General features: G+C 65.3%; 21 protein-coding genes, 1 other RNA gene and 1 pseudogene. 10 read left to right on the top strand and 13 right to left on the bottom strand.

The features are described from left to right. Nucleotides 1-28: 28 nt before the first annotated feature. The 3 genes from IEX78_RS18575 to IEX78_RS18585 are packed head-to-tail and all read left to right on the top strand — an operon-like array spanning nucleotide 29 to nucleotide 2,736. A complete protein-coding gene (locus tag IEX78_RS18575; protein ID WP_188830311.1) occupies nucleotides 29-1,426 on the top strand; it encodes a M20/M25/M40 family metallo-hydrolase in 1,398 nt (465 codons plus the stop codon). Next, nucleotides 1,423-2,259, top strand: a complete 837-nt coding sequence (locus tag IEX78_RS18580; protein ID WP_188830312.1) for an alpha/beta hydrolase — start codon at nucleotides 1,423-1,425, stop codon at nucleotides 2,257-2,259. Before IEX78_RS18575 ends, IEX78_RS18580 begins: the two co-directional genes overlap by 4 nt. A gap of 9 nt (nucleotides 2,260-2,268) precedes the next feature. After that, a complete protein-coding gene (locus tag IEX78_RS18585) occupies nucleotides 2,269-2,736 on the top strand; it encodes a 6,7-dimethyl-8-ribityllumazine synthase (RefSeq protein WP_188830313.1) in 468 nt (155 codons plus the stop codon). Nucleotides 2,737-2,739: 3 nt separating this feature from the next. Here IEX78_RS18585 and IEX78_RS18590 read toward each other — a convergent pair whose 3' ends face one another. From IEX78_RS18590 to IEX78_RS18605, 4 genes are all read right to left on the bottom strand, one after another. Continuing rightward, a complete protein-coding gene (locus tag IEX78_RS18590) occupies nucleotides 2,740-4,182 on the bottom strand; it encodes a neutral zinc metallopeptidase (protein WP_188830314.1) in 1,443 nt (480 codons plus the stop codon). An 87-nt stretch (nucleotides 4,183-4,269) separates the two neighbouring features. Then, nucleotides 4,270-5,220, bottom strand: a complete 951-nt coding sequence (locus IEX78_RS18595; protein WP_188830315.1) for an endonuclease/exonuclease/phosphatase family protein — start codon at nucleotides 5,218-5,220, stop codon at nucleotides 4,270-4,272. A 45-nt stretch (nucleotides 5,221-5,265) separates the two neighbouring features. After that, entirely contained in the window at nucleotides 5,266-7,776 is a 2,511-nt protein-coding gene (locus IEX78_RS18600) for a GmrSD restriction endonuclease domain-containing protein (RefSeq protein WP_188830316.1), read from the bottom strand. Between the two features lie 99 nt (nucleotides 7,777-7,875). Continuing rightward, entirely contained in the window at nucleotides 7,876-8,895 is a 1,020-nt protein-coding gene (locus IEX78_RS18605; protein ID WP_188830317.1) for a hypothetical protein, read from the bottom strand. A gap of 191 nt (nucleotides 8,896-9,086) precedes the next feature. Between IEX78_RS18605 and IEX78_RS18610 the strand changes: the two genes are divergently transcribed. Then, nucleotides 9,087-9,290 carry a cold-shock protein gene (locus IEX78_RS18610; protein ID WP_188830318.1) on the top strand — a complete coding sequence of 68 codons (204 nt, stop codon included), beginning with the start codon at nucleotides 9,087-9,089 and terminating at the stop codon, nucleotides 9,288-9,290. A 74-nt stretch (nucleotides 9,291-9,364) separates the two neighbouring features. Here the strand turns inward: IEX78_RS18610 and IEX78_RS18615 are convergent, their stop codons facing one another. From IEX78_RS18615 to IEX78_RS18625, 3 genes are all read right to left on the bottom strand, one after another. Further along, nucleotides 9,365-12,379 (bottom strand): bifunctional [glutamine synthetase] adenylyltransferase/[glutamine synthetase]-adenylyl-L-tyrosine phosphorylase, encoded by a 3,015-nt coding sequence (locus tag IEX78_RS18615; RefSeq protein WP_188830319.1) that lies wholly within the window; start codon nucleotides 12,377-12,379, stop codon nucleotides 9,365-9,367. A gap of 132 nt (nucleotides 12,380-12,511) precedes the next feature. Further along, nucleotides 12,512-13,852, bottom strand: a complete 1,341-nt coding sequence (gene glnA, locus IEX78_RS18620; RefSeq protein WP_188830320.1) for a type I glutamate--ammonia ligase — start codon at nucleotides 13,850-13,852, stop codon at nucleotides 12,512-12,514. Nucleotides 13,853-13,973: 121 nt separating this feature from the next. After that, nucleotides 13,974-15,491, bottom strand: a complete 1,518-nt coding sequence (locus tag IEX78_RS18625; RefSeq protein WP_373291619.1) for an alpha/beta hydrolase — start codon at nucleotides 15,489-15,491, stop codon at nucleotides 13,974-13,976. A 231-nt stretch (nucleotides 15,492-15,722) separates the two neighbouring features. Between IEX78_RS18625 and panB the strand changes: the two genes are divergently transcribed. From panB to IEX78_RS18645, 4 genes and pseudogenes are all read left to right on the top strand, one after another. Next, nucleotides 15,723-16,577 (top strand): 3-methyl-2-oxobutanoate hydroxymethyltransferase, encoded by an 855-nt coding sequence (gene panB, locus IEX78_RS18630; protein WP_188830321.1) that lies wholly within the window; start codon nucleotides 15,723-15,725, stop codon nucleotides 16,575-16,577. 34 nt (nucleotides 16,578-16,611) lie between these two features. Continuing rightward, complete coding sequence (locus tag IEX78_RS24360; protein WP_229684100.1) at nucleotides 16,612-17,031, top strand: hypothetical protein; 420 nt, start codon at nucleotides 16,612-16,614, stop codon at nucleotides 17,029-17,031. Further along, nucleotides 17,031-17,995 (top strand): annotated as a pseudogene (gene pip / locus IEX78_RS18640) (prolyl aminopeptidase). Before IEX78_RS24360 ends, pip begins: the two are co-directional and overlap by 1 nt. Continuing rightward, complete coding sequence (locus IEX78_RS18645) at nucleotides 17,988-18,839, top strand: CHAD domain-containing protein (protein ID WP_188830322.1); 852 nt, start codon at nucleotides 17,988-17,990, stop codon at nucleotides 18,837-18,839. Before pip ends, IEX78_RS18645 begins: the two are co-directional and overlap by 8 nt. 196 nt (nucleotides 18,840-19,035) lie before the next feature. Here IEX78_RS18645 and IEX78_RS18650 read toward each other — a convergent pair whose 3' ends face one another. Continuing rightward, entirely contained in the window at nucleotides 19,036-20,457 is a 1,422-nt protein-coding gene (locus tag IEX78_RS18650) for an RNB domain-containing ribonuclease (protein WP_188830323.1), read from the bottom strand. Nucleotides 20,458-20,476: 19 nt separating this feature from the next. Next, nucleotides 20,477-20,809, bottom strand: a complete 333-nt coding sequence (locus tag IEX78_RS18655; protein ID WP_188830324.1) for a hypothetical protein — start codon at nucleotides 20,807-20,809, stop codon at nucleotides 20,477-20,479. Between the two features lie 393 nt (nucleotides 20,810-21,202). Here IEX78_RS18655 and IEX78_RS18660 point away from each other — a divergent pair, with 393 nt between their 5' ends. After that, nucleotides 21,203-21,565 (top strand): hypothetical protein, encoded by a 363-nt coding sequence (locus tag IEX78_RS18660; protein ID WP_188830325.1) that lies wholly within the window; start codon nucleotides 21,203-21,205, stop codon nucleotides 21,563-21,565. Nucleotides 21,566-21,622: 57 nt separating this feature from the next. On the opposite strand, the gene rnpB is transcribed toward IEX78_RS18660, so the two are convergent. Next, nucleotides 21,623-22,033: RNase P RNA component class A (gene rnpB / locus IEX78_RS18665), an RNA gene on the bottom strand. 63 nt (nucleotides 22,034-22,096) lie between these two features. Between rnpB and IEX78_RS18670 the strand changes: the two genes are divergently transcribed. Further along, a complete protein-coding gene (locus tag IEX78_RS18670) occupies nucleotides 22,097-22,984 on the top strand; it encodes an alpha/beta hydrolase (protein ID WP_188830326.1) in 888 nt (295 codons plus the stop codon). Between the two features lie 71 nt (nucleotides 22,985-23,055). On the opposite strand, the gene IEX78_RS18675 is transcribed toward IEX78_RS18670, so the two are convergent. From IEX78_RS18675 to IEX78_RS18685, 3 genes are all read right to left on the bottom strand, one after another. Then, nucleotides 23,056-23,760, bottom strand: a complete 705-nt coding sequence (locus IEX78_RS18675) for a S1 family peptidase (RefSeq protein WP_229684101.1) — start codon at nucleotides 23,758-23,760, stop codon at nucleotides 23,056-23,058. Nucleotides 23,761-23,861: 101 nt separating this feature from the next. Continuing rightward, nucleotides 23,862-25,259, bottom strand: coding sequence for a histidine phosphatase family protein (locus tag IEX78_RS18680; RefSeq protein WP_188830327.1), 1,398 nt, complete (start codon nucleotides 25,257-25,259; stop codon nucleotides 23,862-23,864). A gap of 4 nt (nucleotides 25,260-25,263) precedes the next feature. Continuing rightward, on the bottom strand, nucleotides 25,264-26,001 hold the full coding sequence (locus IEX78_RS18685; protein ID WP_188830328.1) for a zinc ribbon domain-containing protein: 738 nt from the start codon (nucleotides 25,999-26,001) through the stop codon (nucleotides 25,264-25,266). Between the last annotated feature and the right edge of the window lie 50 nt (nucleotides 26,002-26,051).

Raw genomic sequence — 26,051 nt, forward strand, 5'->3', positions numbered from 1 at the left:
CGTCGCCGTCGCGACCACAATGGCACAGATGCGTCCAACGAATCTTTCGCCCGTGACCGACGGCGTCGATGACGACGTCGCCGAACGTCTCGCGCGGGCGTTGCGCTGTGTGACGGTGTCGACCGAAGAGCCTGGCACCACCGCCGACGCGGCGTTTGTCGAACTCGCCGAGCATCTCACGACCGCGTTTCCGCTGGTCCACGCGAAATTGGCGTTGCTGCCGTTTGGGCACAGCAGGCTTTATCGCTGGGACGGCGTCGATGACGGGCAGGCGGCGGCGATCTTGCTCGCGCATCAAGACGTTGTCCCGGTCGATGATCTCGCAGGCTGGACACATCCCCCGTTTGCTGGCGTTGTCGACGACGAGTTCATCTGGGGACGCGGCGCGATCGATGACAAGAGCCGCGTGCTCGCGCTGCTGGAAGCCATCGAATGGGCGCTCGCCGAGGGGCTCACGCCACGTCGCACGATCTACCTCGCGTTCGGCCACGACGAGGAAGTATTCGGCGACGACGGCGCGGTGCGGATGGCGAACTACCTGCGCGACGAAGGCGTACACGCCGACCTGCTGCTCGACGAAGGCGGCGCGATCACCACCGGGCTCGTTGACGGCGTCGACCGCCCGGTCGCGACCATCATGCTCGGTGAGAAGGGCTACGCGACGGTTCGACTATCGACGACGGCGACTGGCGGCCACTCATCGATGCCCGGTCGAGAAACCGCCGTCGGCCGACTAGCCCGCGCGGTCGCTGCCGTGCAGGACCACCCGATGCCGGTTCGGATGACGCCCATCGTCGGCGAGATGCTCAGTCGCGTACGCGGCGCGCTCGCCCAGCCTCGCCGCACGCTGCTCGCTCTCACCGAACTACCGCGACTCGCCACGTTGACCGGCCCGCTACTCGCGCGTCTGCTGACAGCGAGCCCGTCGACGGAAGCGCTCGTCCGCACCACAACCGCGCCGACGGTTATTCGCGGCGGGGTGAAGGCCAACGTGCTGCCGCAACAGGCCGAGGCGCTCGTCAATTTCCGCATCCTGCCTGGTGATTCGATTGCCGACGTGCTTGCCCACTGCCACAAGGTGATCGACGATGACCAGATCGCGATCGACCTGGTAGGCGCGTCGTCAGAACCGTCGACGGTCAGCCAACCGGGCCCGACCTACGACCTCATCGCCGACCTCGCGACCAGCATTGTCGCCGACGCGGTCGCGACGACGGGCCTCGTCCCCGGTGCCACCGACGCACGCCACTACGAAGGTCTCGCCGACACTCGCTGCAATTTCGCGCCGATCGTGCTCGACGGCACCGACCTCAACCGCATCCACGGCACCGATGAACGAATTTCTCGCCTCAACTACGCTCGATTAATCGAGTTCAATCGTCGTTTGCTCGCCGCCCTGGCGACCACACAGACAGGAATGCGATGACCACCGAAACCGGACATTTCCCAGGCAAAGGCGGTCGAATCGCGTGGCGCGCATGGCAACCCGAAGGGCCTGCGTGCGGCGTGATCGCCCTGTCGCATGGGGTCGCTGAGCATTCGGGTCGCTACGAACATGTCGGTACCGCGCTCGCCGCGCGTGGCTTCGCCGTGTACGCGCTCGACCACCTCGGGCATGGTTTCTCCGGTGGCGCTGTCGCCAATATTGGTTCGATGGATTCGGCTGCCGACAACCTCGCGAAGATGCTCGACATCGCATCGGCCGCGCATCCTGACGTGCCTCGGTTCGTGCTTGGCCATTCGATGGGCAGCCTCGTCGTGCTGCATTTGGCAACGCGCGCGCCGCTGGCCGCCGACGGTGTCGTTGTTTCAGCACCGCCGCTCGACATCGCGGTGGGCAACGCGATTCAACGCGCGGCCGGACCACTGCTGTCGCGCATCACGCCGAATCTTGGGGTGATCGAACTCGATTCGGTGCTCATCTCGCGCGATCCCGATGTGGTCGCCGCCTACGAAACCGATCCTCTCGTACATCGCGGCCGACTGCCCGCCCGCACGGCGATGGAAGTTCTGCTGCATGCGGGACTGGTGAAACAGCGGCTCGCGAAACTGTCTGGGCCGGTCCTCGTGCTGCATGGTGGCCAAGATGGGCTCGCCGCACCGTCGAGTTCTGACGTGATCGAACGCGACGCGCGCTCGGCGGAACTGACCGTGCTTCGCTACCCGGACCTGTTCCACGAGGTGTTCAACGAACCCGAGCGTGAGCAGGTGATCAGCGACGTTGCCGACTGGCTGACCGCGCATGTTACCCACGGGTAGACTCCGGTCATGGGAACCACCGCTACCGGTGCCGTCGCGTTCATTCGCGCGAGCTGGCACAGCTCTATCGTCACCAAGGCCTACGAAGGCTTTCAGGCTGAGTACGCCACGCTAGGTTTCGACGCCGGCCGCATTGACGTCTTCGACGTGCCCGGCGCGTTCGAGATTCCGTTGCACGCCCAGCGGCTGGCCCGCACCGGCCGCTACGACGCGATCGTCGGTGCCGCGCTTGTCGTTGACGGCGGCATTTATCGCCACGATTTCGTCGCGTCCGCGGTGATCGACGGGCTCATGCGTGTGCAGCTCGACACCGACACCCCGGTGTTCTCGGTCGTGCTCACCCCACATCACTTCCACGAGCACAGCGAGCACGTCGATTACTACACCAACCACTTCGTGACGAAGGGAGCCGAGGCTGCTCGCGCTGTCGCGAACACCCTCAGCTCCCTGCGGTCGTTGTCGTCGGTCTCGCGTTAGTCCCTACGGGAACTGACGCAGGCAGGCGGCTTCGCCGTCGAGCACGCCCGAGCGGAACGCTTCCAACCGCTGGTAGCCGCTGCCGACCACCTTGCCGTTCACGTCGGTGGCGGCAAGGCCATCGGCAAGCAGACCGGAGACGGCTTCGTCGAGGTCGCCCGCCGACAGTCGTGGGTCGCTGCTTGGCTCGCTCAACTTGGTTGTGAGCGCGCCCGACAGGCACGCCGTGCGCAGTCCAGCTGATTCCGCGCCGGTCAGCGACAGTTTCCGGTCGGCCTGCACGGCAAGCGCGTAGCGCGAGACGAAAACGACGGCCGCGTTGTAGTCGCCGCTCACGACAGCCGACAGCGGCGCTTCCTTGCTTGTCGCCGCGCCGCGCTTCGCGAGCGCGGGCACGTCCGTGCCGATGGTGTTGCTAGCTGGGCAGTACGAAACCGGCTCTGTGGTTGTTGTCGAAGCGCAGCGCTTCGTTGTCCCCGTGTAGTCGAACTTCGGCGCGTTCTTCACCGGCATCGACTTGCTGAGCTGCTGGGCGAGCGTGGTGAGGTTCGCCTGGTCGATGGGGAGCTGCGCGCTCTGCTCGCCCTCTTCGAAGGTGGTCGGCAGGCTACCGCGTCGCTTGGCGATCTCGGATTTGTTGATGCTCTTGCACGCCTTCGCGCCCTCGGTGTAGCCCATCTGCACGGCGGTCACGCGCTCGAAGGCCGAACCGTGAATCGCGTTGGGGTCGTTGGGGTCACGGTCGCGCACGGCGATGGTCGCGCCAAGCACGCCGTTGAGGCCGTCGGTGGTGTTGAGCGTGAAGTGCTTCGAATTGCCTTCGGCGACGTGATGCAAGAACACACCGGCGAGGCAGTCGGCCTGCTGTTCTTTTACAAGCGGGTCCATGAGCAGCCCATGCAGCAGGTCGGCTTGAGTTTGGATCGCGTGCCCGTATTCGTGGGCGAGCACCATCACCACCGACATCTCGCCGTACTTGTCAACGAGCAGCGGCAACAGCACGCCACGGTCCCAGCCGATGGTGTTGTCGAGCGAGCAGTACGCGGCGTTGACCATCTGGTACGTGCTCGATTTGCAGAACGTGCCAGCTTCGGATTCGGGCGACTTCGCCGACCACGAGATGAGCTTCGACGCGGGCTTGAAGGTGCCGCGGAAGGTCTTGGAGTACTCGCCCTGCCAATAGGTTTCGATATCGGCGATGGCGTTGAGCGCGAGTTTGTCGATCTTGCCGTTATCGCCGTCGACGGCCTTCTTGTCGGTGTCGGGCACGCCAGGACGCGAGCCGCTCGGTCCCGTTGTCGACGCGGCACCCGCGATCTCCCACGGGTTATCGAGCACCGGCACCGCTTTGTCGCTGGTCGCCGAGCTGGTTGTGCACCCGCTCACGAGCAGGCCAAAACCAAGCGCGGCGGCCGCGAGCGCGACGCCAAACCGTTTTCTTGCCATGATCGGAAAATCCTCCCCGGAGATGACGCGGACGCGGTCGGCCCGCTGTCGAGCGCTCACATGGTAAGCGCAACGGCCACAACGTCGTTAACGATCCAGCCGCACGGTGGCGAGCAGCGCGCGATGATCGGAACCGGGAATGGTAAGCGCCCGCACCGATTGCGCGACGCCACCGGCGACGAGCACATGATCAATGCCGATGACGGGACCCCAGCGCCGATCGGCCGGGAACGTGAGCAGCACGCCGTCACCAGTTTGGTCGGCGGCTGAGGCGAACGCGCCGTCGAGCAGGGCGCGATAGGCCGCGTGATCGTGGGTCGCGTTGAAGTCGGCGCCGACGATCGCGGGCGCTTTTGTTTCGGCGAGAATCTCGTCGACGCGGCGCATTTCGTGCGACCACGCGTCGAAGTTGAGGTTCGGCGGGATCGGGTGGAACGCGAAGACCGACATCGCGCCGCGCTCGGGATGGTCCATCGTCGCGGAGATATTGCTCATGATGAAGCCGTCGTATTTCTTCGGATCGCGCAGCGGGTAGCGGCTGTAAATGCCGGTGCCGCCACCACCGGATTCGGTGGCTTCGAAGTAGTGGTACGGCAGGAGTTCGTCGAGCCCAGACGTCTTGAGTCGCGCGATCGCGTCGAAGGTCAGTTCCTCAGCGGTGAGGATGTCGACCTTGTTGTCGCGAACTACCGAAACAACCGCGTTCGTATCCGCTTTGCCAAAGAGCAGGTTCGATTGCAGTACAACAAGTTCCGGGCCAGCGACGTCGCGACGTTCCGGCAGGTACGACGGAACAATCGTCGCCAACGCGGCAAGCGCGACAATCCCGCCCGCGATCGCGCTACGCCACCCGCGTGCCGCCGCGAAGAACACCAACGCGACCACCGCGCCCAACATCAACCACGACGCACCCGAGGCAAGCAGCACGAAACTCATGCGCTGCCAGCGCCCCAGATGCAGCACGAGCCCGACAACCGCAGCGATAAGCGCGAGCCAACCCAGCGTGAGCAACCCACGTTGCACCCATGTACGCATCATGCGGGGGAGCCTAAGTGGGCTGCCTTGGCATCGGCTTACCGCCGACTAGAGCGGCAACCCTTCCTCGATCCAGTGGTAAGCCTGGATCTTGCGTGAGCTTGGGTCGTTGACCACCTGGGTGATGAGTTCGTTGACCTGATCAGTGGCCAGCGGGTAGCCGTAGTGCTCGGCCGCACCCGCCGACGCCCACAGCGACGCGAACAGTTCGGGGCCGCCGAGGCAGTAGGTGAGCGCGGTCGACACCTCGTCGACCGCGTCGATCACGCCGTGGACCAGCGCGATCACGATGTCCTCGTCGCCAGGGTCGACGCCCGGTGCGAGCGCACCCGACCGGGCCGCCCGTTCCGCGAGCCATTCGCGTGGTACGAGCGGGCGTTCGCCGATGGCATCGCCGAGGTAGTAGCGCCACTCCCCCGGGTTGCCCTGGTCAAACGCGTGGATGTAGAAGGTGCGCGTGAGCGCCCACAGCGCGATGTAGCGCAGCGAAACCTGCTCGGCGCTGAGGTTGGCGTCGGGACCGTTGGCGCGGTCCTGTTCCAACTGCGCCCAGGCGAAGCGGAACCAAATCTGTTCGGAATTGCCGACCCAGGTGGCGGGCAGGCGTTCGGCAAGCAATGCGACGTCGGCACCTGCTTGTTCATGCACGACTTCGCCACCGACTTCGGTGCGCACCTTGTCGACGTACCCGCGCAGCGCGTCGACGGAGGTGAAGACCGCGTAGCCGAGTTGGGCGAGGCGGTTGAGGTCGGCCGATGCGGGTTCGAGCACCAAAACGACGGGCATACCGACGCCCGGTTGCAGGCCGTCGGGCCAAAACGCTTCGGCGACAGCGAGTTCGCGCCCGGTTGCCGGATCGGCGACTTCGGCGTCGAGCAGCGGGAAACCGAAACCGTCAGAGGTGAGGTCGTCGACGAGCGCGTTCACGTTCGCGACCGCGTCGTCGAGTACCATTTCCGCCGCGCCCATCGACGACAGCACCGTGCGCCCGAGCATGCCCTTGCGCAGGCGTTCAAGGAAGTCGTCGGCCGCGATCGACAGCAACATCCGGCGCTTGGCGAGGAATTCGCGGTAGTTCTCGATCCGCCACAGTGACGGGTCGGTGGGAATCCATTGCGACGCGAGGACGCCCGGGTTGCGACGTTCCACTTCGGCGAAATACTCGGCGGGGTCACGGTCGATGAGTTCCACTTCGGAACCGTGGCCGAGGAAACAGAAATTCGCGATGGCGTTGATTTCGTTGCGGTCATAACCCGCTTCACGCAACGCGCCCTTGGGGAACAGGAAATGCACCTGCGCCGCGCTGCGTTCGCCCGCGCCTTCGATGCCCAATTCGCGCCCGGTCCACAAATCGCGGGAACCATCAACGCGCGCAAGCAAATACAACAGCGGGTAGAAGCGTGAACCACGCGTTGCCCCGGAGAAGTCGTCGGCGCAGATGGCAAGGGTGCCGCCGCGCGAGCGTTCGAGCAGTGCGATCAGCGCGTCGATACCGCCGCGTTCGAGAGTTTCGTAATCCTGCTGCAGGAACGTCTCGGTTGACCCGCTGAAGCGACCCCACAGCGACGAGTGCACGTACCAGTACAGGATGCGGTCGCGATGTAGGTCGTTGTCGAAGCGACCACTGTTGACATGCAGTAGGCGCGCGACAACGGGAATCGCGTAGCGGCCCATGAGAACTCGATCGTGATCAAGCCCAAGGCGGCTGGTGAGCACGTCGAGGAAAGTGTCAACGTAGGTGGCCGTAGCTCCGAGCGCCTGTTCGAATTCGGCAGGCTGTAGGTCGCCAAGCGCATCGAAATGCGCGCGCCCCGTGCCGACCGCGATCACATTGCGCAGCAACCAGTCGAGCGTGAAGGTGAAACCTTCTTTGTCCCAGCGGATCAGGTGGTCGCGCAGATTCGCGCGCGCTTGCGGCCACTGCGCGCACAAAGTAGCAAGGGCGAGATCGCCTTTGGAGAGTTTGGTGCCGCCGGAGTTGACGCGGTTGAAGATATCGACAACCTCATCGACGGTTCGATCCGAACCGGTGATGGTCTCGACGTTCAGCTCGCGATTGGTGATTTCCGAGAGCCGGTTGAGCCGACCCAAATAAACCGTCAAGGTGTCTTGCGGAACATCGGTGAATCGCGACAGATAATGCATGGGACCAAGCGCGAACAACTCGGTGATGTCGATCCACGCTGGCGCGAGATCGCGACCGGGAACTTGGAACTCGAAAAGTTCGCGCTCGACATCGAAATGCAGCCCGGTGAAAGCGATTACATCGCCTTCGAAGAACGCGGGTGCCGAGCCGCGCAGAATGCCGTAGAGCGTAGTGATGCGCTGCTGACCATCAAGCAACAGTTGCCGCAGCCCAGACCCGGTGACGCCGCCGCGCACCGCGATTTCCTCGGACCCGGTCTCCCACACCAGCAATCCGCCGACGGGGTAGCCGAGATACAGCGATCGCATGAGCCCACGGACCTGGTCGCGGTTCCACACATAGCCCCGCTGAAACTCGGGCAACAAGACCGCACCAGAGTCGATTTGGTCGAGCAAGGTGGACAGACGAGTCACGGCAGCCTTTCGATCGTGCGCCGGGCGGCGAAGAGCACCTTCGGTTCTTGCGGATCGTACCGACTGATACCGACAGACACGCGCTGGACTGGCGGTGCGTCAACGCAAGTCGCCCACCGCGTTTCGAAAAGCGTCGGACGCGTAGAACGGTGCGAGCCGACGCCGCAAGAGGGTATCGAGATAGCCACGCTCATCAAGTTTGTCGAGAACAGGCGGACCGAAACGCAATGCCTCCTCAATGAGATCGCTTCTGCCGATTCCCAATTCGGTAAGGAGTTCGGCTAACGGCGTATCCCCGTACTTGTCGAACACCGCGTCGATGCCGTCATCAAGCAGCGCGCGGAAATAGTCGGTATCGCGGAAAGTTTGCCAGAATTCGAACGCGAGGACGACGAAATCCTCGACATCGCTACTAGATACCAGTTCACGGAACGTGCCGACGCTTTCGCCGGAGTGCTTGCGCCAAGTCTGCCGGGCCGCGTCGAGCAGGGCGCTGTCGACCTCTGCTGAGTTGCCGCGCAACACAAATCGCGCGCCGGAGCGGGTGAGGTGACCGACGCCGGATTCGATCATTGGCATCGCCGGCTCAGCGAGTCGCGCTAGTGCGCCGCGCAACGACTGACCCAGTCCACCTTTGGCCGTGCGTGGCTCATCGACCGCGGACGCCACCGCGTGCTGCACGATTTCTACGCACGCTTCGATCGTTGCCGGACTGTCGAGCACTGAACGCACGACGCGATGAGCGACTTCCATCTCGGCGATCCCGCGCAACAGCTCATCGAAGCGCTTGCTGTCAATGATCTCTTCGACGGCGGTCGCGTCGTTGGCTTCGTGGTTGTAGATCCGCGCGGCGATCTCGCCGACAAGTTCGGGGATCGCGCCTTCGACGGGAATCTGGACAGCGTATTTGCGGGCGACGGCCTTGATGAGGTCGGGCGATACCGCGTCGGCGAGGGTGAGTTCGGCGGCTTCGGCGAGCGCGCCATCGACTTCGTCGGTGATGACTTCAAGGAGCGAAATCGGGTCGGTGAGCTGCTGCTTCTCATACGCGACGTGCGCGTCTAACACTCGCGCGGCCAGATCGAAGTGTTCGCCGCTACCGAGATTGTGCTCGCCCATGGGGCCAAGCGTCGCACAGAAACGGATGCGGTAACACATGCATGCGACAGGCAAGGTGTAACCGACGCGACACGCGCAAATGACGGGGCGGGGGCGCAAATGCGGAGCAAACGTGGCATACTTGGTGGCTGAGAATGAGTAGGCCACAGTCGGTCTACGCAGCTCATCTACGGAAAAGACTAGTAAAACACATGACTCAAGGCACAGTGAAGTGGTTCAACGGCGAGAAGGGCTTCGGCTTCATCGCCCAAGACGGAGGCGGCCCCGACGTCTTCGTGCACTACTCGGCCATCAGCGGCTCGGGCTTCAAGTCCCTCGATGAGGGTCAGCGCGTGGAGTTCGAGGTCGGCCAGGGCCAGAAGGGCCCTCAGGCACAGGACGTTCGTCCTATCTGATCTCGCGTAACTGCAAAAAGTAAAGGCCGCGCATGCCGAGTGCGCGGCCTTTGCTGTATCTACCCCACCTGCGGCTAGTCGCCGCCAAATACCCGCTCGACCACGGCTTTCGCCCGTCGCGTCACGCGCATGTAGTGGTCGAGGAACTCGCTGCCGTCCAGCGTCGGCCAGCCCGCGACGCGCGCGACCGCCGATAGCTGCGGTCCAGGTCCGGGCAGTTGGTCGCTTGGTTTACCCCGCACGAGCACGAGCGCGTTGCGCGCCGCCGTCGCCGTTAGCCACGATTCGCGCAGCAGCGATACATCGTCGGCGTCGAGAATGCCTTCGGCTTCGATCACATCCAACGCCTCCAACGTCGACGTGTTGTGTAAACCGGGGTACTCGTGCGCGTGCCGCAGTTGCAGCAGTTGCACGGTCCATTCGATGTCGGCGAGACCGCCGCGCCCCAGCTTGGTGTGGGTTGCTGGGTTTGCGCCTCGCGGCAGGCGTTCAGCGTCGACGCGCGCCTTGATCCGGCGAATCTCGCGTACCGCTTCGGGCGAGATGCCGCCGGTCGGATAGCGAACCGGATCGATGACGTGCAGGAAACGCAGACCCAACTCTTGATCGCCCGCGACCTGGTGCGCGCGCAGCAGCGCTTGTACTTCCCACGGTTGGGCCCACTGCGCGTAATACGCCTGGTAGGCGGCGAGCGTGCGAACCAGTGGGCCGTTTCGCCCCTCTGGGCGCAGGCCGACGTCGACTTGGAGCGGCGGATCGGTGCTCGGCGCGCCAAGTAGGCGTTGCACCTGCTCGGCGATGCTGTTGGCCCACTTCACCGCGGTTGTCTCGTCTTCGCCGGGACGCGGGTCGCAGACGAAAAGCACGTCGGCGTCGGAACCGTAGCCCAGTTCCATGCCGCCGAGTCGGCCCATGCCGATGACGGCGATGTCGGCGGGAGCGGGTGCGCCGCGTTCGGCTTCCGATGCCCGAATGACCGCCGACAGTGCCGCTTCCAGCACCGCGACCCACACCGACGACAGCGCCGCGCATACCTGCGGGACGCTCAGCATGCCAAGCAGGTCGGCCGAGGCGACGCGCGCCAACTCATGACGGCGCAACGAGCGTGCCGCCGCGACCGCGCGACGCGCGTCGTCGTAGCGGGCGGCTGCCGTCTGAATGCCGCGCGCGACATCGGTTGGCTGCGGGCCGAGCAGTTGCGGGCCGGTCGGCCCGTCGGCGTACATGCGGATAGTCTCGGGTGCGTTGATCAGCAGGTCAGGAAGGTATTCCGACGAGCCGAGCACGATCATCAGGCGTTGGGCGATGGCCCCTTCGTCCCGCAACTCGCGCAGGAACCAGATCTGATCGTCGAGGCCCTCGGAAACGCGACGGTAAGCGAGCAGGCCAGCGTCTGGGTTGGGGGTGTCGCCGAGCCACTCGAGCAGGGTCGGCAGCAAAAGCGCCTGAATGCGACCCTTGCGGGAAACGCCGCCGGTGAGCGCTTTGAGGTGACCGAGCGCGTTCGCCGGTGCCGCGTAGCCAAGCGCGGCGAGCTGACGGACGGCCGCATCGGGACTCAGTCGCAACGCGTCGGAATCCATGCGCGCGACCGCGTCGAGCAGCGGTCGATAGAACAGTTTCGCGTGCAAGCGACGGACCCGAACGGCGTTGCGGCGAATCTCCGCGTCGAGCACGCCGACCGCGTCGTGACGACCGTCAGGGCGGACATGCGCGGCCCGAGCGAGCCAACGCATGCCTTCCTCGTCGTCGGACGCGGGCAGCGTGTGGGTGCGCTTGAGGCGCTGCAACTGCAAGCGATGTTCGAGCAGGCGAAGGAATTCATACGAAGCGGTGAGGTTCGCGGCGTCGTCGCGCCCCACGTACCCGCCTGCCGCGAGCGCCGACAGCGCGTCGACGGTGTTGGTGACGTGCAGCGAATCGTCGACGCGGCCATGCACCAATTGCAGGAGTTGGACGGCGAATTCGACGTCGCGCAGACTGCCAGCGCCCAATTTCAGTTCGCGTTCCCGCAAGTCGGCGGGCACCAATTCTTCGACCCGTCGTCGCATGGCTTGGACGTCGGTAACGAAATCGGGGCGCTCCGATGCCGCCCACACCATCGGCATCACCGCGTCGCGGTACTGCTTGCCGAGTTCCATGTCGCCGGTCATCGGCCGGTTTTTCAGCAGTGCCTGGAACTCCCAGGTGCGCGCCCACCGCTTGTAATAGGCGAGGTGCGAATCGAGTGTGCGGACAAGCGCGCCCGCTTTTCCTTCGGGACGCAGGGCGGCGTCGACGTCGAAAAAGGCCGAACTAGCGACGCTCATCATTTCCGAAGCCAGGCGCGTGGCTGTCGCATCGGCGGGTTCGGCGACGAAAACCACGTCGACGTCGCTGACGTAATTGAGTTCGCGCGCACCGCATTTGCCCATCGCGATCACCGCGAGTCGCACCGGAACCTCGCCGTTTTTGCACACACGCGCGACCGAAACCGACAGCGCGGCGGTGAGGGCGGCGTCGGCCAGATCCGACAGGTGTCGACCGACTACCTCATACGGCGGGACTGGTTCGTTCTCGACGGTCGGCGCGAGGTCGACGGCGGCGAGCAGCATCAACTGGTCGCGGTAGCGCTTACGCAGGAGCGAAACCGCTTCTGGCCCAGCGATTCCCGCGCGAAACAGCATGGGCCCGGCATTGGGTCCGGTTTCCGGAACGGCGTCAACCGCGTCGAGCAGATCGGCGATCAGCGCGTCGCGCGAAGGAAGTTCGTTGGCGCGCAACAACTTCCACGTTTCCGGGTTCGCGACGAGGTGGTCGCCAAACGCGGTCGACGAACCAAGCAGCGCGAAAAGCCTGCCGCGCAAGGTGGTGTCGGCGCGGATGGCCGAATCTAGTTCGGGCCATTGGTCGTCCAATGACTCGCGTAGGCGGACGAGCGTAGTCAGGGCGAGGTCAGCGTCGGGGGCGCGGGAGAGCGCCCACAACACTGGGACTCCATCGACGTTGTCCCAACCGAGCTGATGCAGGGATTGTGCGGCAGTGGGCTCGAGTAACCCGAGCCGCCCGACGCCGGGAACGGCGGAGCGGGCAGTCTGTGGCCGGACCATGCAACAAAACTTACAGTGTTTTTGGCGGCTGGCGCCGCGGGTTTGCGGCCCCGAAGCCTCGATCTTCCCTCCCTGCGGGTGCTCCTTCGTCACACCCTCCGGTCAGTCCAGATCGAGGCGGCCGCAAACCGGTCACAGGCTGAGGTATTCCTTGAGCTCCCATGGCGTGACCTGCGACCGGTAATCGGCCCATTCTCGCCGCTTATTGCGTAGGAAGAAGTCGAACACGTGCTCGCCCAACGTCTCGGCGACCAGTTCCGATCGTTCCATCGCCTGCAACGCCTCGTCGAGGGTGCCGGGCAGTTCGCGGAAGCCCATCGCGCGACGCTCCGCCGACGTCAACGACCACACGTCGTCTTCGGCCTCGGGCGGCAGCGTGTAACCCTTCTCAATCCCGCGCAGGCCTGCGGCGAGCAGGACGGCGAAGGTGAGGTAGGGGTTGCACGCCGAATCTGGGCTGCGGATCTCGACACGACGCGACGACAGCTTGTTCGGCGTGTACATCGGCAGACGAACGAGCGCCGACCGGTTGGACCGACCCCACGACGCCGCCGTCGGGGCTTCGCCACCGTGGATGAGGCGCTTGTAGGAGTTGACCCACTGGTTGGTGATGGCGCTGATCTCGGGAGCGTGCTCAAGGATGCCCGCGATGAACGACCGTGCCGTCGCCGACAGGTTGATCGGGTCGTCGGGATCGGCGAACGCGTTGTTCTCGCCTTCGAACAGGCTCATGTGCGTGTGCATCGCCGAGCCGGGGTACTGCGCGAACGGCTTGGGCATGAAGGTGGCGCGCACACCTTCGTCGATCGCGACCTCTTTGATGAGGTAGCGGAAGGTCATCACGTTGTCGGCCATCGACAGGGCGTCGGCGTAGCGCAGGTCGATTTCCTGCTGACCGGGCGCGCCTTCGTGGTGGGAGAACTCGACGGAGATGCCCATCGACTCAAGGGCGTCGATGGCGTGGCGACGGAAATTGGGGGCCGAGTCGTGGACGGCCTGGTCGAAGAAGCCGCCGTTGTCGGCAGGTGTCGGCTCGTAGCCGTCTTTGAGCTTGTTCTCCAACAGGAAGAACTCGATTTCGGGGTGCACGTAGCAGCTAAAGCCAACATCGGCGGCCTTGTTGAGCTGACGACGCAGCACGTGGCGCGGGTCGGCCCACGACGGCGAACCGTCGGGCATGGTGATGTCGCAGAACATGCGGGCCGAATGCTGGTGGCCCTTCGACGTCGACCACGGCAGCACCTGGAAGGTGGACGGATCGGGGCGCGCGACCATGTCGGCTTCCGATACGCGCGCGAAGCCCTCGATGGCCGAGCCGTCGAAGCCAATGCCTTCTTCGAAGGCACCTTCGAGCTCGGCGGGAGCGATCGCGACGGACTTCAGGTAGCCCAACACGTCGGTGAACCAGAGACGCACGAAGCGGATGTCCCGCTCTTCGAGCGTCCGCAGCACGAATTCCTTCTGGCGATCCATACCGGCGAGCGTAAGCACCCGGCGTTAAATCCGTGTTACATACGCGCGCGGGTTTGCGATCAAGTCACAACGTTCGCACACCTCACCGGCACTGACCGGGCGCGGTGAGAACTTTATTGTCTCAGCAGGTGAGACCAGCAGGCGGCAAAGTGAGACGAATGAGGTAGTCGATCACCGCGTCGTCAAGGCACGCGACCCCGGCGACCAGCGCGGCCGTGTGCTGGTCGCCGCGATAGGTGATCAGGCGCGCGCCCAGCTGTTCGGCAAGATCAACGCCCGCTTGATACGGCGTCGCGGGGTCGCCGGTTGTCGAGACGACGACGAGCGTGGGCAACCCCTCAATCGCGAGTCGGTGCGGCGTTGAAGTGTTGGACACCGGCCACATCGCGCACAGCTCAAGCGGTGCGTTGCCGGTGCCTTTGCCGTCGTCAAGGAACGGGGCCGCCTTGCGGTACTCGGCGTCTTGACGACCGACGACGGCCGGGTCGGTAATGCGCGGGTCGTCGACGCAGCGGATGGCGTTGAAGGCATCGTGAATGTTGTTGTAGGTGCCGTCGGGGTTGCGGCCGTCGTAGTTGTCGGCGAGCTCAAGCAGCGTGTCCCCGCGACCGGCGCGCAGTTCAGTAAGGCCCCTATTCAGCATCGGCCACATCGTCGGCGAATACAGCGCCTGTTGAACGCCGGTGACCGCGTCGCTATAGGAAAGGCCGCGCGGGTCGGTTGTCGCCGCGGGTTTCGCCTCAAGCGGCGCGACGAGCGCGCGGAAGTTCGCGACCGCGTTATTTGGATCGGAACCGAGCGGACAGCTTGGCTGCTTCGCGCAGTCGGCCGCGAAGGCGTTGAACGTGCCTTGGAAGCCCGCGGCCTGGCGCAGCGATTCCTGGACGGGGTCTTGCGCGGCGTCGACGGCACCGTCGAGCACCATCGCGCGCACGTTCTGTGGGAACTTCTCGGCGTAGGCCGAGCCGAGTCGAGTGCCGTAGGAGTAGCCGAGGTAGTTCAGTTTTGGGTCGCCGACGGCCGCGCGGATCACGTCCATGTCCTGCACAACTTCGCGCGTTCCGACGTGGGCGAGGAAATCGGTGCCGGTGCGCTCGACGCAGCGCCGCGCGTACTGCCGGTTGTCATCTTCGGCCGTGGCGATACCTGCCGGGGAGTTGTCGGGGACCGGTTCGGCACGTTCGGCGTCGGCTTCTTGCGCCGTCAAGCAGGTGATCGCGGGAATCGACGAACCAACGCCGCGCGGGTCGAAACCGATGCGGTCGAAGCTGGCGGCCAACTCGGTGTTGGTTGCCAGCGCGGCCATCGACAGTCCCGACATGCCTGGGCCGCCGGGGTTGAGCAGCAGCGAGCCGACCTTATTGCCAGTCGCGCGCAACCGCGACAGCGCGATTTGCGCGGTCGGGCCATCGGGGTTGGCGTAGTCGACGGGCACTTTGATCCGGGCGCACTGGGCACGCGGCGGCATCCGCTCGCCGGACGCGGTGAAGTCGGCACACGAACCCCAGTTCACTTTTTGCTCGTAGAACTGGCCCAATCCCGCTGGGGGCGTTGGCATTGGACCGGTGGGTCCATCGGTCGAGGTGGAGCAACCGCAGATCGCGAGCAGCGCGACCGTCATCGCGATCGCTGTCCCCATGAGCCTGCCTCGCGCCACGAGATTTCCGCCTCTCCACGCTCGCCGAGCGCACGTCAGTTGTGATGCGCCCCACCGGTCTGGGCTCTGCGGCAACGGTAGCCGAATCGCGAATGTGACTCAGCCCACCGCTAAGCCCCGGTGCGGACCGCGAGCCCAAAGTGGCACACTTGAGGGGTCAGAAAAGCCCGGGGACCCGTATGGGCCTCGAGGAACCAGACGAAAGGGACGATGATGTCCGTATCCGATGAGCAGACCGCTGCCTACGGAACCGCTAGCCCTACCGCACGCCCGCGCCGCAAGACCCGCGTCCCGCACCTTCAGCAGATGAAGGTCGACGGGGAACGTTGGTCGATGCTCACCGCCTACGACTACTCGACCGGGCGTCTCTTCGACGAAGCGGGCATTCCGGTGCTGCTCGTCGGCGATTCCGCCGCCAACGTGGTCTACGGCTACGACACCACCGTGCCGATCACCCCCGACGAACTCATCCCGCTCGTGCGCGGCGTTGTGCGCGGGGCACCGTCGGCGCTGGTTGTCGCTGACCTGCCGTTCGGCACGTACGAGTCGTCGCCGCAGCAGGCGCTCGCGACCGCGACGAGGTTCATGAAGGAAGGCAACGCGCACGCGGTCAAGCTCGAAGGCGGCGAGCGCGTCGCTGAGCAGATCGCGCTCATCACTTCGGCCGGCATTCCGGTGATGGCCCACATCGGGTTCACCCCGCAGAGCGTCAACACCCTCGGCGGTTTCCGCGTGCAGGGTCGTGGCGACGGTGCCGAGCAGCTCATCGCCGACGCGATCGCCGTGCAGGAAGCTGGCGCGTTCTCGGTGGTCATGGAGATGGTGCCCGCCGAGTTGGCCGGGCAGGTCACGCGCAAGCTCACCATCCCGACGGTGGGCATCGGCGCGGGCGTCGACTGCGACGCTCAGGTGCTCGTGTGGCAGGACATGGCCGGTTACACCAGCGGAAAGACCGCCAAGTTCGTGAAGCGCTTCGGCAATGTTGGCGACGAATTGCGTTCCGCCGCCGCCGCTTACGCCGACGAGGTGCGCCGTGGCACGTTCCCCGAGGCCGCGCACAGTTTCTAAACACCTGTCAGTGGGTGGTGGCAGACTCGGAGGCATGTCACCTCGTTGTTGGTACGGGCGCACCACTCTCGCGGCCGCGGCCGTTGTTGTTGGTTTGACCGGGTGTAGCGCGCAAACCGTCGATCCGGGGTCGGCGGCTCCGTCGTCGGCACCGTCGGTTTCGGTGTCGCCGACTGCTCCCGCGCTGGTCATTAGCGATGCCGCCGCGACTGGTTTGTGCGACATGTTCCGTCCCGAACTGTCGAACTTCCGCGTGCAAGGCCCTTCGCTTGGTCGCCTTTCCTACAACCTGATGGTGCAGGACTGGGCGTTTCGCAATGGCGGCATCAACGGCCAGGTGCTCGCCGATAAGGCCGTCATCGATCGGGTCACGACCAAGTCGTGCGCCGACGTGCGAAGTGAAATGCTCACCTCGCTCGACTTGCCAACGCTCGCAGCGGGATTGGCGTTCTGATGCGCGAGTTCTACCCGCCGATCGAACCGTTCGACTCGGGCCTGCTCGATGTCGGCGACGGACAATCGGTGTACTGGGAGGTCAGCGGCAACCCCGATGGCAAGCCGGTCGTTTCGTGCACGGCGGACCTGGCGGAGGCACCAGTCCGCAGCAGCGTCGCTTTTTTGATCCCGCCGTGTACCGCATCGTGTTGTTTGATCAGCGCGGATGCGGAAAGTCGGTGCCGCACATCGCCGATGGTGGCGACCTTTCGGTGAACACCACCGGGCATCTCATCGCCGACATCGAGAAGCTGCGCGAGCATTTGGGGATCGCGGCGTGGCAGGTTTTTGGTGGATCGTGGGGGTCGACGCTGGGGTTGGCGTACGCCCAAGCGCACCCGGAGCGGGTTACCGAATTGGTATTGCGCGGGATTTTCTTGTTGCGCCGCAAGGAGATTGACTGGTTCTACAACGGCGCGGCGGGCAACGTATACCCGGCCGAATGGGCGAAGTTCCTCGCGCCCGTTCCCGTCGAACATCGAGACGGCGACCTGGTCGAGGCGTATCACCAACTGTTGTCGTCGGCCGACCCCGCCGTCGCCACCGAGGCCGCGATCGCATGGTCGACGTGGGAGGGCGCGACGGTGTCGCTTATCCCCCACGCCGAACGGATCGCCGAAACCGCTGAGGAACGGTTCGCGCTCGCGTTCGCGCGCATCGAGAACCACTACTTCCGCAATGGCGGTTTCCTCGATGAAGGGCAGTTGTTGCGCGACCTGCACCGCGTCGCGCACCTGCCCTGCGTGATTGTGCAGGGTCGTCACGACATCGTGTGCCCGACGGTCAGCGCGTGGGATTTGCATTCCGCGTGGCCGGGTTCGGTGCTGCATATCGTGGAAGACGCCGGTCACTCGGCGTTCGAGCCCGGCATCACGCATCATTTGATTGAGGCAACCGATGCGTTCGGGGGTAAAGATGGGTAGAGCCGGAATAGCCGTCGCCGCGGTGGTGCGTGAGGAAATCACGCGCTTGCTTGCCACCGAGCCTGACGTGCGGGCCGATCGCGCCGACGCGGTGCATCAGATGCGCATCGCCGCGCGCCGGTTGCGCAGCGTAGTGCGTTCGTACCGAACGATTTTCGACGAGAACAAAGCGGCCGAGCTAGGTGACGAACTGCGCTGGCTCGGCAGGGTGCTCGGGGTCGCCCGCGACGCGGAAGTGCGCGCCGACCGCTTCGAACGGCTGTTGAGCGGGTTCCCCGACGCGCCCGCTGAAGTACGCGCACAGCTCGTTGACGGCGCCCGCGCGAGATATGCCGACGCGCATGCCGACATTCTGGCGATGTTGCGCGGCAAGCGTTTTCGCGATTTAACGCGCACGTTGGAGACGTGGCAGACCGAGGTGCCGCTGTCGCGTGCGCGGGCGTGGGCGCACACGGCGGCCACGTTTGATTCGGCGGTCCGACACGATCGGCGCCGGTTGCGCGCGTTGGTTTTGCGCGAGCGTGAGGTCGACGCGGGCGCGCGCGTTGAGCTGCTGCACGACATTCGTAAGGCGGCGAAGCGGTTGCGGTACTGCTGCGAGGCGGCGGCGACGGTGTCGCTGCCGATCGCCGAAGACCTTGGGGCACGGGCGAAGCGGTTGCAGACCGTGCTTGGTGATCACCGCGACGCGGTGGAATCGCGCGAGGCGATTTTGGCTTTCGCCGCCGACGCGGATGGTCCCCCGGTCACGGTGTACGAGCAGCTCGCCGACACCGAGGAGGCGGCAGCGAACTTGGCGTTGAGCAGGTACCCGGCGGCAGCGGCGTTTTTGACGACGCGCTAAACCGCACGCTCGCTGGCGCGCGCCCTCGGTAACAGCGAACACACGTCTTGCGGGGCGGGTATCGGACGCACCTCTTGTCAGGCGGGTATCGGACGTCCTAGCAGCGAACGTACGTCGTGCGGGGCCGGTGTCAGACGTCCGGGCAACCGGCAGCCCAGCGCCGAAGGTTGACGGCTCGGCCACGCCATCGCGCTTCCTACTCCCGCACGTAGTCGAAGGTCAGCGTTCGAGTTTTCGGGTCTGACGTGGTCAACCGGGCGGTGACGCGTTCGCCTTCCGGCGGGTTGCCCGTGCAGCCCGTGAGGATAGGCGGGTCGGCGATGAAGATCTCCGCCGGACGGTTCGCTGTCGCCTCACGCAACACGATCGCCGGAAAGTCTTGTCCGACACGGTCTTCCAGGACCGTTGTTTCCGTGAGGTCGACGCACGCTCGGTCGACCTTGTTCGCGACACTGTCGGTGCGCGCCAAAGCCGTTGCTACCTCAGGCAATCCGTCGATGACCCACTGCGGGACCTCAGTCCCCGCGCATCGCGCCAAACAGATTTCGGTGGTGAACCGGTCGCCAAGCCGGCGCGGCGGCGCGGTGACGTGGGCGTATGGCGCGCCAACTCCGCTGTGCGTCAACAACTCTGGTCGTCGATCTGCCGGTTCTAGGTCGGCAAGCAGCGTGTAGCGCGCACCCCGCAGCAGCGATGTCGCTTCCGACATCAGCACAAGCCCGGCGGGACTGTTGGGGTCGAGCCCGGCGAGGAGTTGACCGGCGGGCATGTCCGCTGGCCAGTCAACGCCCAGCGCGGCAGCGGTGCGCCGCATCGACTCGATCGCACTGGGCTGCGGCGGCGGCATGGTGCGCAAAAGACCAACCTGCCCGTCAAGCGTGATCGACGCCGCGCACATGCCCGTCAGCAGCGATACCTGTTCATTCCAGTCGTCGGCCGCCGTTCGCGGTTCGATCGCCAACTTCCACCCATCGCCATCAGCGACCACCTCTTGATTCGGTAGGCGCAACGAAATCGCCCCGCGCGCAAGCCCATCGGCGATGCGCAACGCGCCAAATTCGGGAAGTGCCGCGATCGACGGGTGCAGGGTGCCAGCGTCGGCATCGGCTTGGACTTGCGCGTAATCGAACCGTGCGCGCGAACGCACGAGGGCGCGAACCACGGAAAAGTGTTGCGGCTGAGCGGCATTGTCGAGCTCGATCGTCCACAGCGCGGCGGGGCGCGTGCGTTCGGGCAGCAAACTCGCGGTGTCTTCGGAAAGCACCGGCGGGTGCAGCGGGATCGATCCGTCGGGAAGGTAATAAGTCTGACCGCGCTTGCGCGCCTCGGTGTCGAGCGCGCTGTCGGCGACGATGACCGCGCCTAAGTCGGCGATCGCGTAATGCAACGTGAATCCCGTTGGCGTGCGGGATATCTGCAGTGCCTGGTCGAGATCCATCGCACCGGGCGGGTCGATGGTGGCCAGCTCAAGATCGGTGCGGTCGACCCGGGTGCCCGCGAACGCGTCGACCGCGTCGCGGGCCTCGGCCACCGCCTCGGCGGGATAAGTGCCGGGCAGGGCGAATTCGGACCGGATGGCGCTGAAATCAAACGGCGCCGAAACCTGCTGCGATTCCATGCACGCAGGCTAGCGAAACTTACTGCAAGGCAAGCATGGTGCCGTTGAGCTTGTCGATCGGGCCGTACACGGTGAAGGTGACGCGACCGTTGGGCACCGCCGACGACACGGTTGCCGCCGCGTCGAGCGCCTGCCCGAACGACGCCGCCGACGGGTGGGGCAGGCCAGCGACAGTGAGGCCGAAGCGGGTCTGGTGAACCCAGGCGGTGTCGCCGGGGCTCAAGTCAACCTGCACACCACCATTGAGCGGGGTGACGGCGAAGGCACTGGCCGAGCCTGCCCCGATGGTTGATGCGATGGCGGCGGCGCCCGCGATCAAAGCGCCAACGAAAAGGGAACGAACTACCCGCATGTAAATGTGCCTGCTTTCGCGATCGATATGGGTGTGGGCAACACTGTATGACCTCGATCACGTTCGCGACGAATTCCGCTGCAAATTCTTAGAACCCCGCACGAGGGTGCGTGGGGTTGCCCCGATTGTTACTGTGGCGAACGTAGTGCACTGGCCCGCTCGGCAAACGCTGGGCATAGTGGCCGCCACGTCGATAAATGGGAGTTCCGAACGTATGTCGTCGCTGCTTTTCGATTACCTGCTGCCGATCCTTGGGCCCGACCAGGCCACGTACTGGGCGCAGCTTCTCGTCATCAACCCCGCTTGAGTTAAACCATTTCACTTCACCAAATGTCGGCCGCCGTTAACCTTACGGCGGGCGACATTTTCCCTAGCGGGCTAACATCCCGCTCCGTGAGTAGAACTACCGCCGCCATCGCGGCCAGCGCCGCCGCGCTTTCTTTGCTTTTGGCTGGCTGCAACGATTCTTCGGCTGCCGCCCCCGCTTCCACTTCCGCCGCTCCCAGCGTGCAGGTGGACCCAACTAAGGCCGGAATGTTCGTGGTGAACTTCCGTGGCGCCTTCCCGAAGCTCGCCGAGGGCCGTGACGACAAAGCCATCGCTGGCATATTCGTGAGCACGTGCGGCGATATTAAGGCGGGCAAGTCGGATGCCGACGTGACCGAGGCCATCATCAAGAACGCGAAGAACGGTGCGGCTGCCCCGTCGAAGGACGAGGCGGCGACGATTCATCAGCTCTCGAAGTTGATGTGCTGAGCTAAGCCCAAGCGAGGCGGTGGTTTCTTAGCGAAACCACCGCCTCGTTGCTTTTGGCGGACAAGCCGGCCGGTAAGCCGGATTTTGTTCCCGACGCGAACGCCGGGCGACGACCATCCATCTGGACACACCGTTGCCGGGTGCCTCAAGCAGTCAACCCGCAGGCTTAGGCGAGCAGCCTTCAAACACCTGCGCAGCCGCACTGTTGCCAATGCGACCTTCGACCTTGCTCCGGGCGGGGTTTACCTAGCCGCCGTAGTCGCCCACGGCGCTGGTGCGCTCTTACCGCACCGTTTCACCCTTACCGCGCACGAGGCGCGGCGGTTTATTTTCTGTGGCACTGTCCCGCGAGTTACCTCGGGTTGCCGTTAGCAACCGCCCTGCTCTGTGGAGTCCGGACTTTCCTCGACGCGAGGCTGCGGCACTATGCGTGCCGGTTCCTCACACCGCGGTCGTCTGGCCGACTCATCCGCGTCGATAAGGATACTCTGACCCACCGACATCGCCGCCCGGCCAGTACCGTAATGCGCCATGGAACGTGTCGACGTCAGTTTTTCCTCCGGCGATCAGCTTTGCGCCGCGTGGCTGTACCTGCCCGACGGCGCACCGCGATCGCGTCCCCTTGTGATCATGGGACACGGCCTGGGGGCTACGCGCGAAATGGGGCTCGACCGGTACGCGCGCCGGTTCGTCGCGGCGGGCTTGGCGGTGCTCGCCTTCGATTACCGCCACTTCGGCGACAGTGAGGGCACGCCTCGGCAGGTCACGCATATCGCGCGGCAGCGGGCTGATTGGAAGGCCGCGATCAGTTACGCGCGCAGCATTCGCGGGATCGACGCTACGCGAATCGCCTTGTGGGGCACGTCGTTTGGTGGCGGCCACGTGCTGTCGGTCGCGCCAAGCGATGACTACGTCGCCGCTGTTGTCGCGCAGGTGCCGTTTACGAGCGGGTGGGCGTCGTCGCTGGTGAAGGGGCCGGTGAGCCTGACCAAGGTCGCGACGATCGCCATGACCGACGCGCTGCTCGGGCCGTTGCGACGCAAGCCGGTGCGGATCAAACTGGCGGGCCGCAAGCGCGCGGCGGCGTTGATGAGCGCGCCCGACGTGCCAGAAGGTTACGGCCGCCTCGCCGAAGAAAGCGCGAGCTACCGGCCGAAAGTTGGTGCGCGCGTCGCGTTGTCGACCCTGTTCGACGCACCTGGTCGCCGGGCCAAGAGTTTGAAAATGCCGGTGTTCTACGCGATCGCGGCCAACGATTCGATCACCCCGCCCGCCGCGACGCGCAAGGCCGCTGAACGGACCAAGCACGCGGTGGTCAAGGAATATCCGATCGGGCACTTCGACGTGTATTTCGATGATCACTTCGAACTCGCGGTGCGCGACCAGACGGAGTTTCTGGTTTCGGTGCTACGTCCGTGAAAAGCTGCGTCCGTGAAAAGCGAAGGGCCGCACCGTCATTCGACGTGCGGCCCTCGCTCGGCTAGCTCAGGTTAGATCGGGGTGAAGCCCGCCCCAACGCCACCAGCGCGGTTGAGCACGTCCAGGATCACGCCGATCGGCTGGAAGTAGGCGGGCGAGTGGATCGGGTTCAGTCCGCCGTCGCAGGGCAGGTTGAACTCGACAAGGCCGTAGCCGGTGAGTCGACCCTGGTTCATGCCAACGAGCTGGTCGCCGACCACAACTGGGCCACCGGAGTCGCCGGGCTGCGAGCAGTACTGGTTGATCGACGTGCCTTCCAGCTCGCCCCACACCAGACCGCAGTTGCGGCCGGTGGTGCGACCGTCGGCGCACACCGTCGAGCCGGGAGCGGGCGGGGCACCGATGCCCGCGACGGTGGTGCCGCCGATCGTGCGCACCGGAATCACCTTGCTCACGTCGAGTTCGAGGACGGCGAAGTCGAAGTATTCGGCGTCGTCGGAGAAGGCGACGGTGCCGATCACGCCAGCGCGACGGTCACGTTCGGCCTTGAGCTGCGCACCCGTCGACGCGCAGTGCCCCGCGGTGATGCCGACGAGTCGGCCAGCGCGGTCGTGCCCGATCGCGGTCAGCGAGCAGGTCGAGTTGTTGTCGAACACAATGCCCGACGCCGCACCGAGCACCACTGTGGGATCCGCTGACGCGCCGCCCGCGCCGAGGGTGGCCGTCAGTACTCCCGTGATGGCCGCCGCGAGCGCCGCCATCCGTAGAAACCTCATCAAGTCCCTTTCTCCTCGGCCGCGAAAAATTCCCGCACAACCGTTGCGCGCGAACGCGAGCCGCGCCGCACCGTACCGCGCGGAGAAAGGTTTTGCGACCGCTATAGGTAAGAGGTGTCGTTGATGAGACGCACCGACGAACCCCCGTCGGGATAGAACTCGGCGATCGAGGTTGACGCGAGATCAAGGTGCAGGCGATACAGCAGCGAAGGTCCGACGCCGAGCGCTAGTTGCAGCATGGTTTTGATGGGCGTCACGTGACTGACAACGACGACGTTTTGGCCCGGGTATTCCGCGAGCAGCTCGCGACGCACCCCTTCGACACGCGCGCGCACCTGGTCGAAACTTTCGCCGTCGGGTGCGGGGACGGCCGGGTTGCCGAGCCATTCGGTGTGCAGCATGGGGTCACGTTTCGCGGCTTCGGCGAAGGTGAGCCCTTCCCACTGCCCGAAGTCGGTTTCGGTGAGCCCGTCGAGCACGCGCAGCGGCACGTTCAGCGCCGATGCGGCGGCTTGCGCCGTTGTGTGCGCCCGGTCGAGGGGCGACGTGACGACTGCGGCGATGTCGCCTTTGGACTTGAGGTGGCGCGCGGCAGCATCAGCCTGCTGCCGCCCGAGTTCGGTGAGCGGCGGATTCCCGCGCCCGGAGTAGCGGCGGTCGACAGAGAGCGCGGTTTGCCCGTGGCGAAGCAGGTAAAGCCGCGTTGGCTGCCCCATCGCCCCGGTCCAGCCGGGCGACTTTTCCGATTTCGATTTCCCCGGCGAGGACGAGTCGCCGGGCGCAGCTAGCCGGTCGGACACGGCGATCTTCGGGGACGCTGTGCCCGACGCTGCTAGGTCCAGGGCTGGCGTGCCGGACGGTGCTGGCCGGTCGGCGAAGTCGACGGCTGGCGTGCCCGACGCTGCGGGCGGATCAGCAAGGTCAGCGGATGGCGTGCCCGACGCTGCCGACCGATCAGCGACGTCGACGGCCGACGTCCCCGGGGCTGCGGCGCTAGTCGACTGTGCGTCGTGGCCCGCAGTCGCGTCGGTGGCTCGCGCCTCGCCTGAACGTTGACCTGTCTCGACGGTCATGCGAACGGTTTCGCCCAGGTTTCCGTCGTCCATCGCGACGTTCGCCAAGCGGTCGGCGTGGGAATTTTCCGCGCGCGGGATCCAGGTGAAGCTCACTCGGTCGAAGCCCGCGACGAGCGAACGTGCTTGTTGCGCAAGGGGAATCATCGCCGGGTGCTTGACCTGCCAGCGACCTTCCATCTGCTCGACGACGAGCTTGGAGTCCATCCGCACCGCGACCGTGCGCGCGCCCAACTCAGCGGCGGCGGCGAGCCCAGCGATGAGTCCGCGATATTCCGCGACGTTGTTGGTAGCGACCCCGATGAACTCGGCGCGTTCAGCGAGCACCTTGGCGCGGTCGGCGGAAAAGACGACAGCGCCAAAACCAGCGGGGCCCGGGTTGCCGCGCGAACCGCCGTCAGCTTCCACGATCACCGCACTGGTCATCGCGTCAGAGCCCAGATTCCTTGGTGCGCACCATGATTGCCGCGCATTCGGGGCAGCGGACGATCGCGTTAGGCGCGGCCTTGGCGATGCGCTGCATTTCGCCACGGTCGATTTCGATGCGGCACGCGCCGCAGCGGCGGGCCTGCAACAGAGCGGCGCCAACGCCGTGCGCGCTGCGCTGCTTGTCGTAGACGGCGAGCAGTTCGTCGGGGAACAGACCGACAAGTCCGCTGCGCTGGGTGTCGCATCGCTGCTGGGCGACGTCGAGGTCGGCGAGTGCCTCGTCGCGCAGACGTTGCGCGTCGGCGAGGTCTTCGTCGGCCTTGCTCAGGCGCGCGCCCGCGTGGTCGTGATCGGCGACGGTAGCTTCGCGCTGCTCCATGATCGCGAGCAATTCGTCTTCGAGCACGCCGCGACGGCGTTCGAGGCTGCCAAGTTCGTGCTGAATCTCGGAAAGCTGCTTGGCGGCGACGGTGCCCGAGGTGAGCATGCCGCGATCGCGGTCCTCGCGCTTGCGGACGGCGTCGACCTCGGTTTCGAGCTTGCGGATATCGCGGTCGAGGTCGTCGATCGAGATTTCCACGGCGACCGCCGCGTCCTTGTAGGCGTTGCGCTCGGTGGTGAGCCGCGCGACTTCCTGCTGTTCAGGAAGGGCGGTGCGACGGTGTGCGATGCGGGTCAGCTCGGCATCTACGCCCGCGAGCTCTAGAAGCTTCTTCTGGACCGACGGTTCGACATTCAACGCGCACGAACTCCTACGACTGTGGACATGGGAAAAGGTAACTGTAGCTT

The sequence above is a fragment of the Nocardia camponoti genome, from assembly GCF_014646135.1.
In the GTDB taxonomy this organism is placed as follows: Bacteria; Actinomycetota; Actinomycetes; order Mycobacteriales; family Mycobacteriaceae; genus Nocardia; species Nocardia camponoti.

Bases quoted from the DNA above. Each gene is read 5' to 3' on its own strand.
- IEX78_RS18675 (WP_229684101.1), bottom strand. From the start codon at position 23,760: ATGAGGTTTCTACGGATGGCGGCGCTCGCGGCGGCCATCACGGGAGTA.
- IEX78_RS18610 (WP_188830318.1), top strand. From the start codon at position 9,087: ATGACTCAAGGCACAGTGAAGTGGTTCAACGGCGAGAAGGGCTTCGGC.
- IEX78_RS18650 (WP_188830323.1), bottom strand. From the start codon at position 20,457: ATGGAATCGCAGCAGGTTTCGGCGCCGTTTGATTTCAGCGCCATCCGG.
- IEX78_RS18590 (WP_188830314.1), bottom strand. From the start codon at position 4,182: ATGGCAAGAAAACGGTTTGGCGTCGCGCTCGCGGCCGCCGCGCTTGGT.
- glnA (WP_188830320.1), bottom strand. From the start codon at position 13,852: ATGGATCGCCAGAAGGAATTCGTGCTGCGGACGCTCGAAGAGCGGGAC.
- IEX78_RS18670 (WP_188830326.1), top strand. From the start codon at position 22,097: ATGGAACGTGTCGACGTCAGTTTTTCCTCCGGCGATCAGCTTTGCGCC.
- IEX78_RS18625 (WP_373291619.1), bottom strand. From the start codon at position 15,491: ATGGGGACAGCGATCGCGATGACGGTCGCGCTGCTCGCGATCTGCGGT.
- IEX78_RS18595 (WP_188830315.1), bottom strand. From the start codon at position 5,220: ATGATGCGTACATGGGTGCAACGTGGGTTGCTCACGCTGGGTTGGCTC.
- IEX78_RS18615 (WP_188830319.1), bottom strand. From the start codon at position 12,379: ATGGTCCGGCCACAGACTGCCCGCTCCGCCGTTCCCGGCGTCGGGCGG.
- IEX78_RS18575 (WP_188830311.1), top strand. From the start codon at position 29: ATGCGTCCAACGAATCTTTCGCCCGTGACCGACGGCGTCGATGACGAC.
- panB (WP_188830321.1), top strand. From the start codon at position 15,723: ATGTCCGTATCCGATGAGCAGACCGCTGCCTACGGAACCGCTAGCCCT.
- IEX78_RS24360 (WP_229684100.1), top strand. From the start codon at position 16,612: ATGTCACCTCGTTGTTGGTACGGGCGCACCACTCTCGCGGCCGCGGCC.
- IEX78_RS18580 (WP_188830312.1), top strand. From the start codon at position 1,423: ATGACCACCGAAACCGGACATTTCCCAGGCAAAGGCGGTCGAATCGCG.
- IEX78_RS18645 (WP_188830322.1), top strand. From the start codon at position 17,988: ATGGGTAGAGCCGGAATAGCCGTCGCCGCGGTGGTGCGTGAGGAAATC.
- IEX78_RS18655 (WP_188830324.1), bottom strand. From the start codon at position 20,809: ATGCGGGTAGTTCGTTCCCTTTTCGTTGGCGCTTTGATCGCGGGCGCC.
- IEX78_RS18585 (WP_188830313.1), top strand. From the start codon at position 2,269: ATGGGAACCACCGCTACCGGTGCCGTCGCGTTCATTCGCGCGAGCTGG.
- IEX78_RS18680 (WP_188830327.1), bottom strand. From the start codon at position 25,259: ATGACCAGTGCGGTGATCGTGGAAGCTGACGGCGGTTCGCGCGGCAAC.
- IEX78_RS18605 (WP_188830317.1), bottom strand. From the start codon at position 8,895: ATGGGCGAGCACAATCTCGGTAGCGGCGAACACTTCGATCTGGCCGCG.